The organism is Streptomyces ambofaciens ATCC 23877 (genome assembly GCF_001267885.1).
Taxonomy (GTDB): domain Bacteria; phylum Actinomycetota; class Actinomycetes; order Streptomycetales; family Streptomycetaceae; genus Streptomyces; species Streptomyces ambofaciens.
In genome coordinates, this window is the sequence record NZ_CP012382.1 from 1362282 (window position 1) to 1375822 (window position 13541).

14 protein-coding genes are annotated in these 13541 nt (G+C 74.2%); 10 read left to right on the plus strand and 4 right to left on the minus strand.

The window, feature by feature from the left end; genetic code table 11:
* Positions 1-196: 196 nt before the first annotated feature.
* From SAM23877_RS06095 to mug, 7 genes are all read left to right on the plus strand, one after another.
* Positions 197-886, plus strand: a complete 690-nt coding sequence (locus tag SAM23877_RS06095) for a class I SAM-dependent methyltransferase (protein ID WP_053127658.1) — start codon at positions 197-199, stop codon at positions 884-886.
* Between the two features lie 222 nt (positions 887-1108).
* Positions 1109-1534 (plus strand): GNAT family N-acetyltransferase, encoded by a 426-nt coding sequence (locus SAM23877_RS06100; RefSeq protein WP_053127659.1) that lies wholly within the window; start codon positions 1109-1111, stop codon positions 1532-1534.
* 192 nt (positions 1535-1726) lie between these two features.
* Positions 1727-3073 carry a hemolysin family protein gene (locus SAM23877_RS06110; RefSeq protein WP_053127667.1) on the plus strand — a complete coding sequence of 449 codons (1347 nt, stop codon included), beginning with the start codon at positions 1727-1729 and terminating at the stop codon, positions 3071-3073.
* Complete coding sequence (locus SAM23877_RS06115; RefSeq protein WP_053127669.1) at positions 3070-4083, plus strand: hemolysin family protein; 1014 nt, start codon at positions 3070-3072, stop codon at positions 4081-4083. Before SAM23877_RS06110 ends, SAM23877_RS06115 begins: the two co-directional genes overlap by 4 nt.
* A gap of 190 nt (positions 4084-4273) precedes the next feature.
* Positions 4274-5053, plus strand: a complete 780-nt coding sequence (locus SAM23877_RS06120; RefSeq protein WP_053127671.1) for an SGNH/GDSL hydrolase family protein — start codon at positions 4274-4276, stop codon at positions 5051-5053.
* A 103-nt stretch (positions 5054-5156) separates the two neighbouring features.
* Complete coding sequence (gene purB, locus SAM23877_RS06125; protein ID WP_053127673.1) at positions 5157-6599, plus strand: adenylosuccinate lyase; 1443 nt, start codon at positions 5157-5159, stop codon at positions 6597-6599.
* The gene (mug, locus tag SAM23877_RS06130) at positions 6596-7147 is read left to right on the plus strand and encodes a G/U mismatch-specific DNA glycosylase (RefSeq protein ID WP_162492140.1); all 552 of its coding nucleotides are present in this window, start codon (positions 6596-6598) and stop codon (positions 7145-7147) included. Before purB ends, mug begins: the two co-directional genes overlap by 4 nt.
* Before the next feature lie 7 nt (positions 7148-7154).
* Here the strand turns inward: mug and SAM23877_RS06135 are convergent, their stop codons facing one another.
* The 3 genes from SAM23877_RS06135 to SAM23877_RS06145 are packed head-to-tail and all read right to left on the minus strand — an operon-like array spanning position 7155 to position 9302.
* Positions 7155-7595, minus strand: a complete 441-nt coding sequence (locus tag SAM23877_RS06135; RefSeq protein WP_053127677.1) for a hypothetical protein — start codon at positions 7593-7595, stop codon at positions 7155-7157.
* A gap of 58 nt (positions 7596-7653) precedes the next feature.
* Positions 7654-8379, minus strand: coding sequence for an ABC transporter permease (locus tag SAM23877_RS06140; protein ID WP_053127679.1), 726 nt, complete (start codon positions 8377-8379; stop codon positions 7654-7656).
* 2 nt (positions 8380-8381) lie between these two features.
* Positions 8382-9302 (minus strand): ABC transporter ATP-binding protein, encoded by a 921-nt coding sequence (locus tag SAM23877_RS06145; RefSeq protein WP_053127680.1) that lies wholly within the window; start codon positions 9300-9302, stop codon positions 8382-8384.
* 107 nt (positions 9303-9409) lie between these two features.
* Between SAM23877_RS06145 and SAM23877_RS06150 the strand changes: the two genes are divergently transcribed.
* From SAM23877_RS06150 to SAM23877_RS06160, 3 genes are all read left to right on the plus strand, one after another.
* Positions 9410-10567 carry a sensor histidine kinase gene (locus tag SAM23877_RS06150; RefSeq protein WP_053127682.1) on the plus strand — a complete coding sequence of 386 codons (1158 nt, stop codon included), beginning with the start codon at positions 9410-9412 and terminating at the stop codon, positions 10565-10567.
* Positions 10568-10581: 14 nt separating this feature from the next.
* Complete coding sequence (locus SAM23877_RS06155; RefSeq protein ID WP_053127684.1) at positions 10582-11244, plus strand: response regulator transcription factor; 663 nt, start codon at positions 10582-10584, stop codon at positions 11242-11244.
* A gap of 99 nt (positions 11245-11343) precedes the next feature.
* Positions 11344-12498: an ROK family transcriptional regulator gene (locus SAM23877_RS06160; RefSeq protein WP_053127686.1), complete on the plus strand. Its 1155-nt coding sequence runs from the start codon at positions 11344-11346 to the stop codon at positions 12496-12498.
* Between the two features lie 239 nt (positions 12499-12737).
* Here the strand turns inward: SAM23877_RS06160 and SAM23877_RS06165 are convergent, their stop codons facing one another.
* Positions 12738-13499: a GntR family transcriptional regulator gene (locus SAM23877_RS06165; protein WP_053127688.1), complete on the minus strand. Its 762-nt coding sequence runs from the start codon at positions 13497-13499 to the stop codon at positions 12738-12740.
* Between the last annotated feature and the right edge of the window lie 42 nt (positions 13500-13541).

The window sequence follows — 13541 nt, forward strand, 5'->3', positions numbered from 1 at the left end:
CCTCGGCGGGCGGGGGCCGGCCCGCACGGAGACAGGCGGGCGACCCCCGCCCGCCGCGCCTCCGCGACCGCGCCGGCGAGCCCGCCCGGTGCCCGGGGGACGGCTCCCAGGCGGAACGAGCCGCCGACGCGGTGGGTACGCGGCGGCCGTGAGGGGGAGACTCGGGGGTGAGGCACCACCTCGTGAGGGAGGTCCCATGCCGCTGCGATCCGCCCGTTCCCGCGGGGTGCCGCGGGACTGCGTGCACCATCCGCTGTTCGCCCGCTGCTATGCCAGGTGCAGTGTGAGCGCCGAGAACCGGATGGGCATGGGGCGTGTGCGCGAGCGGTTGCTCGCCGGACTGTCCGGGCGGGTGATCGAGATCGGCGCGGGCAACGGGCTGAACTTCTCCCACTACCCGGGCACCGTCTCGGAGGTCGTCGCCATCGAACCGGAGCGCCTGCTGCGCCAACTGGCCGTGGAGGCCGCGCTGCGCTCGCAGGTGCCGGTCGACGTGGCACCGGGGGCGGCCGAGGCACTGCCGGTCAAGAGCGAGGCCTTCGACGCGGCCGTCGTCTCGCTGGTGCTGTGCAGCGTCCGCGATGTGCCACGGGCCCTGGGAGAGCTTCGGCGGGTCCTGCGGCCGGGTGGTGAGCTGCGGTTCTTCGAGCACGGCCGGGGCGGCGGCCGGGTGATGGCCTTCACCCAGCGGGCGCTGGACCGGACGCTGTGGCCGCCGCTGAGCGGTGGCTGCCACCTGTCGCGCGAGCCGGTCGCCGCGCTGCGCGAGGCCGGGTTCGCGCTGGGGCCCTACCGGCGGGTGATGATGCCGGAGAACGGGCCGGTGCTGCCGAGTTCGTACTGCGTTCTGGGCACGGCCTGGCGGCCGCCCGGGGCCGAGGCGTAGTCACACGCCCACCGGCGCAACTCGTCGGCGAGACCGTACCGTTCGAGGTGAACCCGACCGCTTCCGCGGCTCGGCTCCCCGAGCGGCCCCGGCGGAGCACCTTCGACTCGGCGCGGGTACCGGAACCCCCGGCCCTCCGATGCGGTCGCCGCGCGCCGCCGGGCGGTCCACATGACGGAATCACGGCGCCGCCCGTCCGTCGCGCGTGGTGGGATCGGGCCCATGACCGATCTGCGGATACGGGCCGCCGCGCCCGAGGACCTGGACGCCGTGCTGGCCTTCTGGAAGGTCGCCGCCGAGGGGACGAGCATCAGCGACGACCGGGAGGGCGTGGAGCGGCTGGTCGCCCGCGACCCCGAGGCGCTGGTCCTCGCCGAGCGGAACGGCGAGCTGGTGGGCACGGTGATCGCGGGCTTCGACGGCTGGCGCTGCCATCTGTACCGGCTGGCGGTGCACCCGGACCACCGGCGTCGGGGCATCGGCTCCGCGCTGCTCACGGCGGCGGAGGAGCGCTTCGTACGGCTCGGCGGGCGCCGCGGGGACGCGATGGTGCTGCGGCGCAACGAGCGGGCCCAGCATGCCTGGCGAGCGGCCGGGTACGCGCCCGAGGAGCAGTGGCGACGCTGGGTGAAGCCCCTCACCGACTGAAAGGCTGTGACCACCGGCGCATGAGCGAGTCCCCATCGGCGAGTTCCCCGGCGTCCCGGCCGGCCCCTCCACCGGCGTCCCAGCCAGTCCCTCCCTCGACGTCCCACCCGGCCCCTCCCCCGGCGTCCCGACCGGCGCACGACATCGCGCGAACCGCCGCGTCCTGGCCGATCATGGATGCGAGGTGACCCGATGACCGAAGTGCTCCTCCTGCTGGTGGCGATCCTGCTCTCGCTGGCCTGCGGCGCCTTCGTCGCGGCGGAGTTCTCGCTGACCACGGTCGAGCGCGGCGAGCTGGAGCGGGCCGCCGAGCGTGGGGAGCGGGGTGCCGCGAGCGCGTTGAAGGCGGTACGGGCCCTGACCTTCCAGCTCTCCGGGGCCCAGCTCGGCATCACCGTCACCAACCTGGTGGTGGGCATGCTCGCCGAGCCCTCCGTCGCCGCCCTGATCTCCGGCCCGCTGGAGAGCGCGGGGGTGTCGGCCTCGACGGCCTCGTCGCTGGCGCTGGTGCTGGGCACCGGCCTGTCGACGGTCTTCCTGATGATCGTCGGCGAGCTGGTGCCGAAGAACTGGGCGATCTCCTCACCGCTGGCCGTCGCCAAACGGGTGGGCGGTCCGCAACGGTGGTTCAGCGCGGCCTTCCGGCCCTTCATCACCCACCTCAACAACACCGCCAACCGCATCGTCCGCCGTGCCGGCCTGGAGCCCGCCGAGGAACTGGCCTCCGCGCGCGGCCCGCAGGAGCTGGCGGCGCTCGCCCGGCACTCGGCCAAGGCGGGGGCGCTGGAGGCGGACACCGCCGAGCTGTTCGTGCGCACCCTGAACCTGGCCGACCTCACGGCGGAGAACGTGATGACCCCGCGCGTGCAGGTCATCGCCCTCGACTCCCGGGCGACCTGCGAGGACGTGGCGAACGCGACGCGGGCGACCGGGCTGTCCCGGTTCCCCGTCTACCGGGAGACCCTGGACGCCGTGGTGGGGACCGCACACGTCAAGGACGTCCTCGCCGTGCCCGCCGAGCAGCGGTCGTCCGTCCCGGTCGCCGACCTCATGCGCGAGCCGCTGCTGGTCCCCGAGTCACTGACCGTCGACCGCCTGCTGGACCGGCTCTCGGGCCGGCGCACGATGGCCGTCGTGATCGACGAGTACGGCGGGACCGCGGGCGTGGCCACGCTGGAGGACATCGTGGAGGAGGTCGTCGGCGAGGTGCGGGACGAGCACGATCCGCACGAGACGCCCGAGCTGGACCCGGCCGGCACCGACGAGCGGGGCCACGCCCTGTACCGGGCCGACGGCGCGGCACGCGTGGACCGGCTCGCGCGGGTGGGGCTCCGGGTGCCCGACGGGCCGTACGAGACGGTCGCCGGGCTGGTCGCGGCCGAGCTGGGACGCATTCCCGCCGTGGGCGACGCCGTGGAGGTCGCCGGCTGGCGACTGGAGGTCGTGGACGCCACGGGACGCAGGGCGGCCCGGGTGCTGCTGCACGCGCCGCTCGACGCGGCGCGTGCCACCGGTGAGGACGGGGAGGCCGCACGGTGACCGCCGTACAGCTGCTGATCGGCCTGGCGACGCTCGTCGTCAACGCGTTCTTCGTGGGCGCCGAGTTCGCGTTGATCTCGGTGCGGCGCAGCCAGGTGGAGCCGTACGCCGAGGAGGGCGACCGGCGGGCGAAGAGCGTGCTGTGGGGGCTGGAACACGTGTCGGCGCTCATGGCGGCGGCCCAGCTCGGCATCACCCTGTGCACGCTGGTCCTCGGTGTGGTCGCGGAGCCGGCGATCGCGCACCTGCTGGAGCCGCTGTTCCACGCGGTGGGCCTGCCGTCCGGCGTGGGGCACGCGGTCTCGTTCGCGATCGCCCTGTCGCTGGCGACGTACCTGCACATGCTGCTCGGCGAGATGGTGCCCAAGAACATCGCCCTGGCCGAACCGGTGCGCAGCGCGCTGCTGCTCGGACCGCCCCTGGTGGCGCTGTCCCGGGCGCTGCGTCCGGTGATCTTCACGGTCAACGCCTTCGCGAACGCCCTGCTCAAGCTGCTCAGGGTGGAGGCCAAGGACGAGGTGTCGGCGACCTTCACGGACGCGGAGCTGGCCGAGATCGTGAAGGACGCCAGTGAGGCCGGACTGATCGACGACCGGGCCCAGGAGCGGCTGCACGACGCCCTGGAACTGGGCCGGCGGCCGGTGCGGGACGTGGTGCTGCCGCTGGAGAAGGTGGTCCACGCGCGCGTGGGCATCACCCCGGAGCAGTTGGAGCGGCTGTCGGGCCGGTCCGGCTTCTCCCGCTTCCCCGTGGTGGACGACGGGCGGCGGATCGTCGGCTACCTGCACGTGAAGGACGCCCTGGACGCCTCGCCGCGGCACCTGCCCTTCCGGCCGGCGGACATGCGGCCCATCGCGCGGGTGCGGGAGAGCACCCCGCTGGACGACGTGCTCACCGCCATGCGGCGCAGCCGCACACACCTGGCGGCCGTGCTCGGGTCCGACGGACGGCTGGCCGGGCTGGTGACCATGGAGGACGTGCTGCGGGAACTGTTCGGGCAGCGGACCTGAGCCGTCCGAGCGGCGCAGCGAGCCCGGGCCGTCCGAGCGGCGCAGCGGACCTGAGCCGTCCGGGCGGAGGTCGACCGGGCGGACGGCGACCGGGCGGACGGCGACCGGGCGGGTAGTGACCGGGCGGACGGCGTCCGCACGGAGGGCGACCGACCGGCGGGTATGTGCGGGGGCTACCATTTCTGTCGCCATGCAGACGAATCCCACCCACACCAGCCTCGTCGCCGTCGGCGACTCCTTCACCGAGGGCATGTCGGACCTGCTGCCCGACGGCTCCTACCGGGGCTGGGCCGACATCCTGGCGGCGCGGATGGCCGCCCGCTCCCCCGGCTTCAGGTACGCCAACCTCGCGGTGCGCGGAAAGCTGATCGGACAGATCGTCGACGAGCAGGTCGAGGTCGCGGCGGCCATGGGGGCCGACGTGATCACCCTGGTCGGCGGACTCAACGACACGCTGCGGCCCAAGTGCGACATGGCCCGGGTGCGGGATCTGCTGACGCAGGCCGTGGAGGGGCTGGCACCGCACTGCAAAGAGCTGGTGCTGATGCGCAGCCCGGGTCGGCAGGGACCGGTGCTGGACCGGTTCCGGCCGCGCATGGAGGCGCTGTTCGCGATCATCGACGACCTGGCCGCGGAGCACGGCGCCGTGGTCGTCGACCTGTACGGGGCCCGGTCGCTGGCCGACCCGCGGCTGTGGGACGTGGACCGGCTGCACCTGACCGCCGACGGGCACCGCCGGGTCGCGGAGGCGGTGTGGCAGTCCCTCGGCTACGAGCCCGAGGATCCCGACTGGCACGCCCCGGTGCCGGCGACGCCGCCGCCGGGCTGGATCATGCGGCGGACGGCGGACGTACGGTTCGCCCGCCGGCACCTGCTGCCCTGGATAGGCCGCAGGCTGACCGGCCGGTCGTCCGGCGACGGCCTGCCGGCCAAGCGACCGGAGCTGCTGCCGTACGAGGACCTGGCGTGATCCCGCGCCGGCCCACGGGGCACCCGCCCAGAAGGCCTTCGTAGCTTCCGACGAACAACCCCGCGGCGCTGGCCTGCACGAATCGCCAGTAGAATCCGTACACGTGACTTCCGCTCCCGCCAAGCCCCGCATCCCGAACGTCCTCGCCGGACGCTACGCCTCCGCCGAGCTCGCCACGCTCTGGTCCCCCGAGCAGAAGGTGAAGCTCGAGCGGCAGCTCTGGCTCGCCGTGCTGCGGGCCCAGAAGGACCTCGGCATCGAGGTGCCCGACGCCGCGCTCGCCGACTACGAGCGCGTCCTCGACCAGGTCGACCTGGCCTCGATCGCCGAGCGCGAGAAGGTCACGCGGCACGACGTGAAGGCGCGGATCGAGGAGTTCAACGACCTCGCCGGGCACGAGCACGTGCACAAGGGCATGACCTCCCGCGACCTGACGGAGAACGTCGAGCAGCTCCAGATCCGGCTCTCGCTGGAGCTGATCCGCGACCGCTCGGTGGCCGTCCTGGCCCGCCTCGGCAAGCTGGCCGGCGAGTACGCCGAGCTGGTCATGGCCGGCCGCTCCCACAACGTCGCCGCGCAGGCCACGACGCTGGGCAAGCGCTTCGCCACCGCCGCCGACGAGCTGCTCGTCGCGTACGGCCGTCTGGAGGAGCTGCTCGGCCGCTACCCGCTGCGCGGCATCAAGGGTCCGGTCGGCACCGCCCAGGACATGCTGGACCTGCTCGGCGGCGACGCGGGCCGGCTCGCGGAGCTGGAGCAGCGGATCGCCGGGCACCTCGGCTTCTCGCAGGCCTTCACCTCGGTCGGCCAGGTCTACCCGCGTTCGCTGGACTACGAGGTCGTCACCGCGCTGGTGCAGCTGGCGGCGGCGCCCTCCTCGCTGGCGAAGACGATCCGGCTGATGGCCGGGCACGAGCTGGTCACGGAGGGCTTCAAGCCCGGCCAGGTCGGCTCCTCGGCGATGCCGCACAAGATGAACACCCGCTCCTGCGAGCGCGTCAACGGCCTGATGGTCATCCTGCGCGGCTACGCCTCGATGACCGGCGAGCTGGCCGGCGACCAGTGGAACGAGGGCGACGTGTCCTGCTCGGTGGTGCGCCGGGTGGCGCTCCCCGACGCGTTCTTCGCCCTGGACGGACTGCTGGAGACCTTCCTGACCGTGCTCGACGAGTTCGGCGCCTTCCCGGCCGTCGTCGCCCGTGAGCTGGACCGCTACCTGCCCTTCCTCGCCACCACCAAGGTCCTGATGGGCGCGGTGCGGGCCGGTGTCGGCCGCGAGGTCGCGCACGAGGCGATCAAGGAGAACGCCGTGGCCTCCGCCCTGGCCATGCGTGAGCAGGGCGCGGAGCGCAACGAGCTGCTCGACAAGCTGGCCGCCGACGAGCGCATCCCGCTGGACCGCGCCGGACTGGACGCGCTGATGGCCGACAAGCTCTCCTTCACCGGCGCCGCGGCCGGCCAGGTCGGTGTCGTCGTCGGCCGGATCGAGGAGATCGTCAAGCAGCACCCGGCCGCCGCGGGCTACACCCCCGGAGCGATCCTCTGACGCGTTTCACCCGGGCCGAGCTGGAGGCCGCCCGCGACCGTCTCGTACCGGACGTCGTCGCGGACGGCCTCCGCGTGCTGTTCTGCGGGATCAATCCCGGGCTGATGACGGCGGTCACGGGGCACCACTTCGCCCGTCCCGGGAACCGCTTCTGGCCGGTGCTGCACCGGTCCGGGTTCACCCCCCGGCTGCTGAAGCCGTCGGAGCAGGACGAGCTGCCGTCGTACGGACTCGGCATCACGAACGTCGTCGCGCGCGCCAGCGCGCGGGCGGACGAGCTGACGGCCGAGGAGTACCGGGAGGGCGGTCGGCTGCTGGCACAGAAGGTGGCGCGGCTGCGGCCCCGCTGGCTGGCCGTCGTCGGAGTGACCGCGTACCGCGCGGCCTTCGACGACCGCAAGGCGCAGGTCGGCCCGCAGGCCAGGACGTTCGGGGACACCCGGGTGTGGGTGCTGCCCAACCCCAGCGGGCTCAACGCGCACTGGACGACGCAGACGATGGCGGAGGAGTTCGCCCGGCTGCGGGTCGCGGCGGACACGGAGGAGTAGTCCGGCGTCACGGGGGTGCCTCCTGCGTGACGACGGCCAGCAACTGCACCTCGTCCGTCGCGTCCCGGTCGGCGACGGCGACCGCGACCCAGCGACCGGTGCCGTCCGCCTCCCAGAGGTACGCCACGCGCGCGCGGGCGCTCAGGCCGGCCCACGGCTCGGGTATCCCCTCCCGTTCGCTCCGCAGCAGGACCGTCTGCAGGTTCCAGGGGTCCGTCTCGCCCCAGCGGAGGGCCAGGCGCTCGTAGAGGGCGTCCCGGTCCTTCTCGTACTGCTCCACCGTCACCGCCCGCTCCGCCGGGTCGCCGCCGCGCAGGCCGTGGCTGCTCTCCAGCACCGCAGTGAAGTGGCCGGGCCCCTCGGCGCCCCCGTCCGACGGGCCGTGCTCCGCCGGGAAGGGGCGGAAGCACAGCTCGTCGACGAGGGCGATGTGCCGGGCGATGTCCATGCCGTCCAGTAAACCGGCCGCCACTGACAATTGGCGGGGCGTCAGTCGCGGGGTGGCGTCAGGCGTCCCGGCCGCGCAGCCGCCAGGCTCCCGCGAGGAGGGCCGCCGCGGCCCACAGCGCCGTCACCGCGAGTCCCGCCCAGGGGCCCAGAGTTCCGTCGTGCGTCTGGTACAGGACGACTTGCCCGGCCTTGTCCGGCAGGAAGTCGGTGGCGCCGCCCGCGACGTCCCCGACCACGAAGGAGACGACGAGGATGAACGGGATCAGGGTGGACAGGGTGGCCACGCCACTGCGGAACAGGGCGGTGAGACCGGCCGCGAGCAGGGCCATCAGCATGAAGTAGATGCCGCAGCCCACCACTCCGCGCGCCTGCTCGCCCGTGGTGAGCCCGTCCGCCGCCGGGCCGAGTCCCGCCCGGGCCGCGACGAGGGCGGCGAACGCGGCGAGCAGCCCCACGACGAGGGCCGGTACGGCGACGGCGACGAGCTTCGCCGCGAACCACCGCCCGCGCCGCGGCACCGCCGCCAGGGAGAGCCGGATCCCGTTGCCCTGGTACTCACAGGAGACGACCGTGGCGCCGAAGGCGATGGCGGCGATCTGACCGGGCACGGCCCCGGACAGGGCCATGAACAGCGGGTCGAAGTCCGGGTCCGAGGTGTCGGAGACCCCCGCCAGCGCGGAGAAGGCGGTGGTGCAGGCGAACACGGCCATCAGCGTGCCGTACAGCGAGCGCAGAGTGAGTACCTTGAGCGCCTCGGAGCGGAGTACGGGTGCGAAGGGCATGGTCAGGCCTCCTGGGACGGTGCGGTGAACTCGGCCTCGGTGGCCGTCAGGTCGAGGTAGGCCTGTTCCAAGGTGCCTTCCGCCGCGCTCAGTTCGAGGATCGGGACGCCGGCACCGGACAGGGCGCGGCCGATGTCGTCCACGCGTGCGTGCGGCACGGTCCAGTACCCGTCGTGGCCTTCCACCGCCTCGTGCCCGTGCCGGGCGAGAGCGGCCTCGAGCGCGGTGGCGTCCGAGGTCCGGACACGGACGCCGGGCCGCACCCGCGCGTCGATGAACTCCCGCATCGGGGTGTCGGCGAGCAGTCGGCCCCGCCCGAGGACGACCAGGTGGTCGGCGAAGGACGCGGTCTCGTTCATCAGGTGACTGGAGACCAGGACCGTGCGCCCCTCGGCCGCGAGACGACGCAGCAGCTCGCGGATCCAGATGATGCCTTCCGGGTCCAGACCGTTCGAGGGCTCGTCCAGCATCACCACCTCGGGGTCGCCCACCAGCGCGGCGGCGATACCGAGCCGCTGGCGCATCCCCAGGGAGTACGTCTTCACCCGGCGGCGCGCCACCGGCGCGATGCCGGTCTGCTCCAGCACCTCGTCGACCCGGCGCGCGGGAAGGCGGTTGCTCGCCGCAAGGACGCGCAGGTGGTCCCGACCGGTGCGGGAGCCGTGGGCGGCGTCCGCGTCGAGCAGGGCGCCCACGTGCCGCAGCGGCTCGCCGAGGGTGGCGTAGGGGCGTCCACCGACGGTCGCGGTGCCGGAGGTCGGCCGGTCGAGGCCGAGGACCAGGCGCATGGTGGTGGACTTCCCCGCGCCGTTGGGGCCGAGGAAGCCGGTGACGCGGCCGGGGTGCACGGTGAAGGTGAGGTCGTCGACGGCTCGTCGGGTGCCGTACTCCTTGGTGAGGTTCTGGACGTCGATGCTGGTCATGGCATCAGCGTGCCGGTCCGCACGGGGGCGGGTCCTCCCCCGCCGGTGGAGACCGTCTCCCCCGTGCGGGGGAACCGGGTGTCGGTGGCGGCTGGCACGATGAGGCAATGGTCCGCCTTCTGCGCCCGCTGTTCCGGGGGGCTACTTACACACGGCTCGTGTACCTGTGGGTGCCGATGCTGATCGTGAGCGTGTGGGTGCTCATCGACGACACCCACATGTGGGTGCCGGCGGCCCTGTTGCTTCCGGTCGGTCTCATTCCGGCGGTGCGGACCGGCGAAGGCGTGCAGGCTCGGTGGCTCCTCGTCCCCGGACGGGACGACGAGGGCTTCTCGGTGGCCCCGTCGGCGACCTGGCGCGACCGGCTGCGCACGGTGGTGTGGCTGGAAGGGCGCCTGCTGCTGGGTCTGTTGACCGCGGGTGCCTGCGTCTGGCTGCCGATCCTCACCGTCGAACTGGTCCGGCTCGCCGCGGGGCACCGGGTCGACGACATCCCGGTGCTGCGGGACGCCGCGCCGCACTGGGCCTACGCGCTCCTCGCGCCGCTCCCCGTACTCGCCCTGTACGGCGCCGTGGTCGGCCTCGGCCTCCTGGCGACGGCGGGGGCCCGCGCGCTGCTCGGCCCCTCCGCCGCCGAGCGGCTCACCGCCCTCGAGGAACGCACCGAACAGCTCCTGGAGCGCACCCGCATCGCCCGCGAGCTGCACGACTCCATCGGCCACGCCCTGACCGTCGCCGTCGTACAGGCGGGGGCCGCCCGTACGGCGAACAGTCCCGAGTTCACCGACCGGGCCCTGACCGCGATCGAGGAGACCGGCCGGGCCGCGCTGGAGGATCTGGAGCGGGTGCTCGGCGTACTGCGGGAGACGGAGCGGCCCCTGAGCGCCAGACCGACGCTCGCCGACGCGGACCGACTGCTGGAGTCCGCCCGCGCCTCCGGGACGACAGTGGACGCCGAGGTCACGGGGCCGGTGGAGACCCTGCCGGGCCCCGTCTCCCGGGAGGGCTACCGCATCCTCCAGGAGGCGCTGACCAATGTGCTGCGGCACGCGGGGACGGTGCCGGCGCGGGTCCGCGTCGCGGTGGCGGACGGTGCGCTCACCCTGGAGGTGTGCAACGCGCTCCTGGACGGGAGAGCGGACCCCGGACGCGGCAGCGGGCTGCGCGGCATCCGCGAGCGGGCCGCGCTGCTGGGCGGGCGCGCGCACACGGGCCCGGACGGCGCCGGTGACTGGCAGGTGCGGGTCGAGCTGCCGACCGGCTGATCTACGCTGGGCGGATGCCCGTCAGAGTGCTCCTCGTCGACGACGAACCCCTCGTACGCGCAGGTCTGCGGGCCGTGCTGGAGGCGCAGCCGGACATCGAGGTGGTCGGGGAGGCGGCCGACGGGGCGGCGGTCATTCCACTGGTGCGGCAGGTGCGGCCGGACGTGGTCGCCATGGACGTCCGGATGCCGCTGCTGGACGGCATCGAGGCCACCCGCGCGCTGCTGCGGACGGTGACCGACCCGCCGAAGATCCTGGTGGTGACGACCTTCGAGAACGACGAGTACGTGTACGAGGCACTGCGCGCGGGCGCCGACGGGTTCCTGCTGAAGCGGGCCCGGCCCGCCGAGATCGTGCACGCGGTACGGCTGATCGCCGAGGGCGAGTCCCTGCTGTTCCCGGCCTCGGTGCGGCGGCTCGCCGCCCGGTACGGCGACGGCGGCGGCGACCGCGCGGCCCGCGCCGAGTCGACGCGGGCGCGGCTGACAGAGCGGGAGGGCGAGGTGCTGCGGCTGATGGCGCGCGGGCTGTCGAACGCGGAGATCGCCGCCCGGCTGGTCGTCGGCACGGAGACGGTGAAGTCGCACGTGAGCGCGGTACTGGCCAAGCTGGGCGCGCGGGACCGCACCCAGGCGGTGATCACGGCGTACGAGTCGGGATTCGTCGCGCCCGGCTGAGGCGGGCCGCCGGGCGGGACCTGACGGACCGGCACTCGCCGGGGTGGACCGGGCCGAGTACGATCCGGCCAACACGCGCACGAGCTGGGAGGACGGACCTTGGGAGGGCTGACCGGCGGGGATCCGTCACTGCTGCGGAGGATCAACTCCGCTGTGGTGCTGCACGCCTTGCGTGCCACGGACTGCGCGACGCTGACCGAGATCACCCGGGTGACGGGCCTGTCCCGCCCGACCGTCGAGGGTGTCGTGGAAGGGCTGATCGAGGCCGGTCTCGTCGTCGAGGCGGCCGCCGACGAGGGTACGGCCCGGCGGCAGGGCCGGCCCGCCCGGCGTTTCCGGTTCCGGGCGGAGGCCGGGCACCTGCTCGGTCTGGAGATCGGCCCGCACCGCGTCGCCGCGCTCCTGTCCGATCTGGACGGCCGGGTGATCGGCGCCCAGGCCAAGGACGTCGACGAGACCGCGTCGGCGGACGAGCGGCTGGAGCGGCTGCGCACGGCGGTAGCCGAGCTGTTGCGCCGGGCAGGGGTCGCGCGTGGTTCGCTGCGGGCCGTGGGCGCCGCCACGCCGGGGATCGTCGAGGCGGACGGCACGGTGCGGCTGAGCACCGCGCTGCCCGAGTGGACGGGGCTGCGCCTGGGCGAGCGCCTGAGCCGTTCCTTCAAGTGTCCGGTGCTGGTCGAGAACGACGCGAACGCGGCGGCCGTCGCCGAGCACTGGAAGGGTGCCGCCACCGAGTCCGACGACGTGGTGTTCGTGCTGGCCGGGCTGAGTCCGGGGGCGGGGGCGCTGATCGGCGGGCGGCTGCACCGGGGGTACGGCGGGGCGGCCGGCGAGATCGGCGCGCTGCACCTGCTGGGCCGGGACGTGACGCCGGAGACGCTGCTGTCCACCACGGACCAGCCCCTGCATCCCCTGGACGAGCAGGCGGTCGCCAAGGTGTTCGCCGAGGCGCGTCAGGGCGACGCGCGGGCCCGCGCGGCCGTCGAGCGCTTCCTCCAGCGGCTGGTGCACGACGTGGCGGCGCTGGTGCTGGCCCTCGATCCCGAACTCGTCGTCATCGGCGGCTGGGCGGCCGGCCTGGACGGCGTGCTGGAGCCGCTGCGGCACGAGCTGGCCCGTTACTGTCTGCGCCCGCCGAAGGTGACCCTCTCGCTGCTCGGAGAGGCCGCCGTGGCCACGGGTTCGCTGCGGCTGGCGCTCGACCACGTGGAGGAGCAGCTGTTCGCCGTCGAGGGCGCGACGGCCCGCCGCTGACCGGGGGCGCGGGCGACCGCCCCCGACGGGCGGCACGGGCCGGTACGCCACGCCCTGACGTCGCGGGTCAACCGCCGTCGACCGGAGCCGGGACGGGCCGACCCGCCACCCGGCCGAGGGCGCGGCTCAACCGTCCCCGGCCGAGGTCGTGCCGAGCCCGCCGGCCAAGATCGCGGGTCAGCCGCCCCCGGCCGGGGCCGGTGCGGGCCGGGTGGCTTGCTCGTCGGTGTGGCGGAGGGTCAGGAGGCGCGGGTCTGCGGGCCGTGGTGTATCTCGACGTCGCCGGAGTCCCCGAACGTCAGCCGGCAGGTGTCCGCACGGTAGGTGGCGACGGAGAGCGCGGCGGTGCGGCCCCCGGCGAGATACCGGGTGGTGACCACGAGGACGGGCGCTCCCGGCAGGCGGTCCAGCTCCTTCGCGTCCTCGGCGCCGGCCGATCCCAGTTCCACGGCGCTCTCCTGCCCCTCCAGTTCGCCGCGCTGCAGCTCACGCAGCACGGCACGCGCGCGTGCGGCGCCGGAGGGCGCGTCGATGGCGGTGAGGTCGGGCACCGAGGACGGCGCGATGTAGAGCAGCTCCGCCGCGACGGGCAGGCCGTGGGTCCCGCGGGAGCGGCGGACGGTGTGCACGGGCTCGTCGCGTCCGGTGCCCAGGGCGTCGGCGACGGCCGCGGGCGGAGCGGCGAGGACGCAGTCGGCGGGCTGCCAGACGTCGTCGGCCGTTCCGGGCCAGTCGTGCCGCCGGGTGCCGACGGCCACGCCGACGCGCGGCGGGGCGACGGTCGTGCCGACACCGCGTCGACGCTGGAGCCTGCCCTCCAGTTCGAGCTGTTCCAGGGCCTGGCGGAGGGTGGCGCGGGCGACGCCGAAGCGGGCGGCGAGGTCGCGCTCGTTGGGCAGGACCTCGCCCACCGAGAACTCCGTGTCGAGGGCCTGGCCGAGCAGGTTCCTGAGATGCCAGTACTTCGGCTCCGGTACCGGTTCCAGCTGCGTGGTCCCCACCCTGTCCTCCGCAATCGCCGTGGTCCGGCGGCGTTTTGACGC

What these genes read in the sequence shown, in the direction of transcription:
- SAM23877_RS06150 (WP_053127682.1), top strand. Translation starts at nt 9,410, where the DNA reads ATGGTCCGCCTTCTGCGCCCGCTGTTCCGGGGGGCTACTTACACACGG.
- SAM23877_RS06155 (WP_053127684.1), top strand. Translation starts at nt 10,582, where the DNA reads ATGCCCGTCAGAGTGCTCCTCGTCGACGACGAACCCCTCGTACGCGCA.
- SAM23877_RS06110 (WP_053127667.1), top strand. Translation starts at nt 1,727, where the DNA reads ATGACCGAAGTGCTCCTCCTGCTGGTGGCGATCCTGCTCTCGCTGGCC.
- SAM23877_RS06100 (WP_053127659.1), top strand. Translation starts at nt 1,109, where the DNA reads ATGACCGATCTGCGGATACGGGCCGCCGCGCCCGAGGACCTGGACGCC.
- SAM23877_RS06135 (WP_053127677.1), bottom strand. Translation starts at nt 7,595, where the DNA reads ATGGACATCGCCCGGCACATCGCCCTCGTCGACGAGCTGTGCTTCCGC.
- SAM23877_RS06095 (WP_053127658.1), top strand. Translation starts at nt 197, where the DNA reads ATGCCGCTGCGATCCGCCCGTTCCCGCGGGGTGCCGCGGGACTGCGTG.
- SAM23877_RS06145 (WP_053127680.1), bottom strand. Translation starts at nt 9,302, where the DNA reads ATGACCAGCATCGACGTCCAGAACCTCACCAAGGAGTACGGCACCCGA.
- SAM23877_RS06120 (WP_053127671.1), top strand. Translation starts at nt 4,274, where the DNA reads ATGCAGACGAATCCCACCCACACCAGCCTCGTCGCCGTCGGCGACTCC.
- SAM23877_RS06140 (WP_053127679.1), bottom strand. Translation starts at nt 8,379, where the DNA reads ATGCCCTTCGCACCCGTACTCCGCTCCGAGGCGCTCAAGGTACTCACT.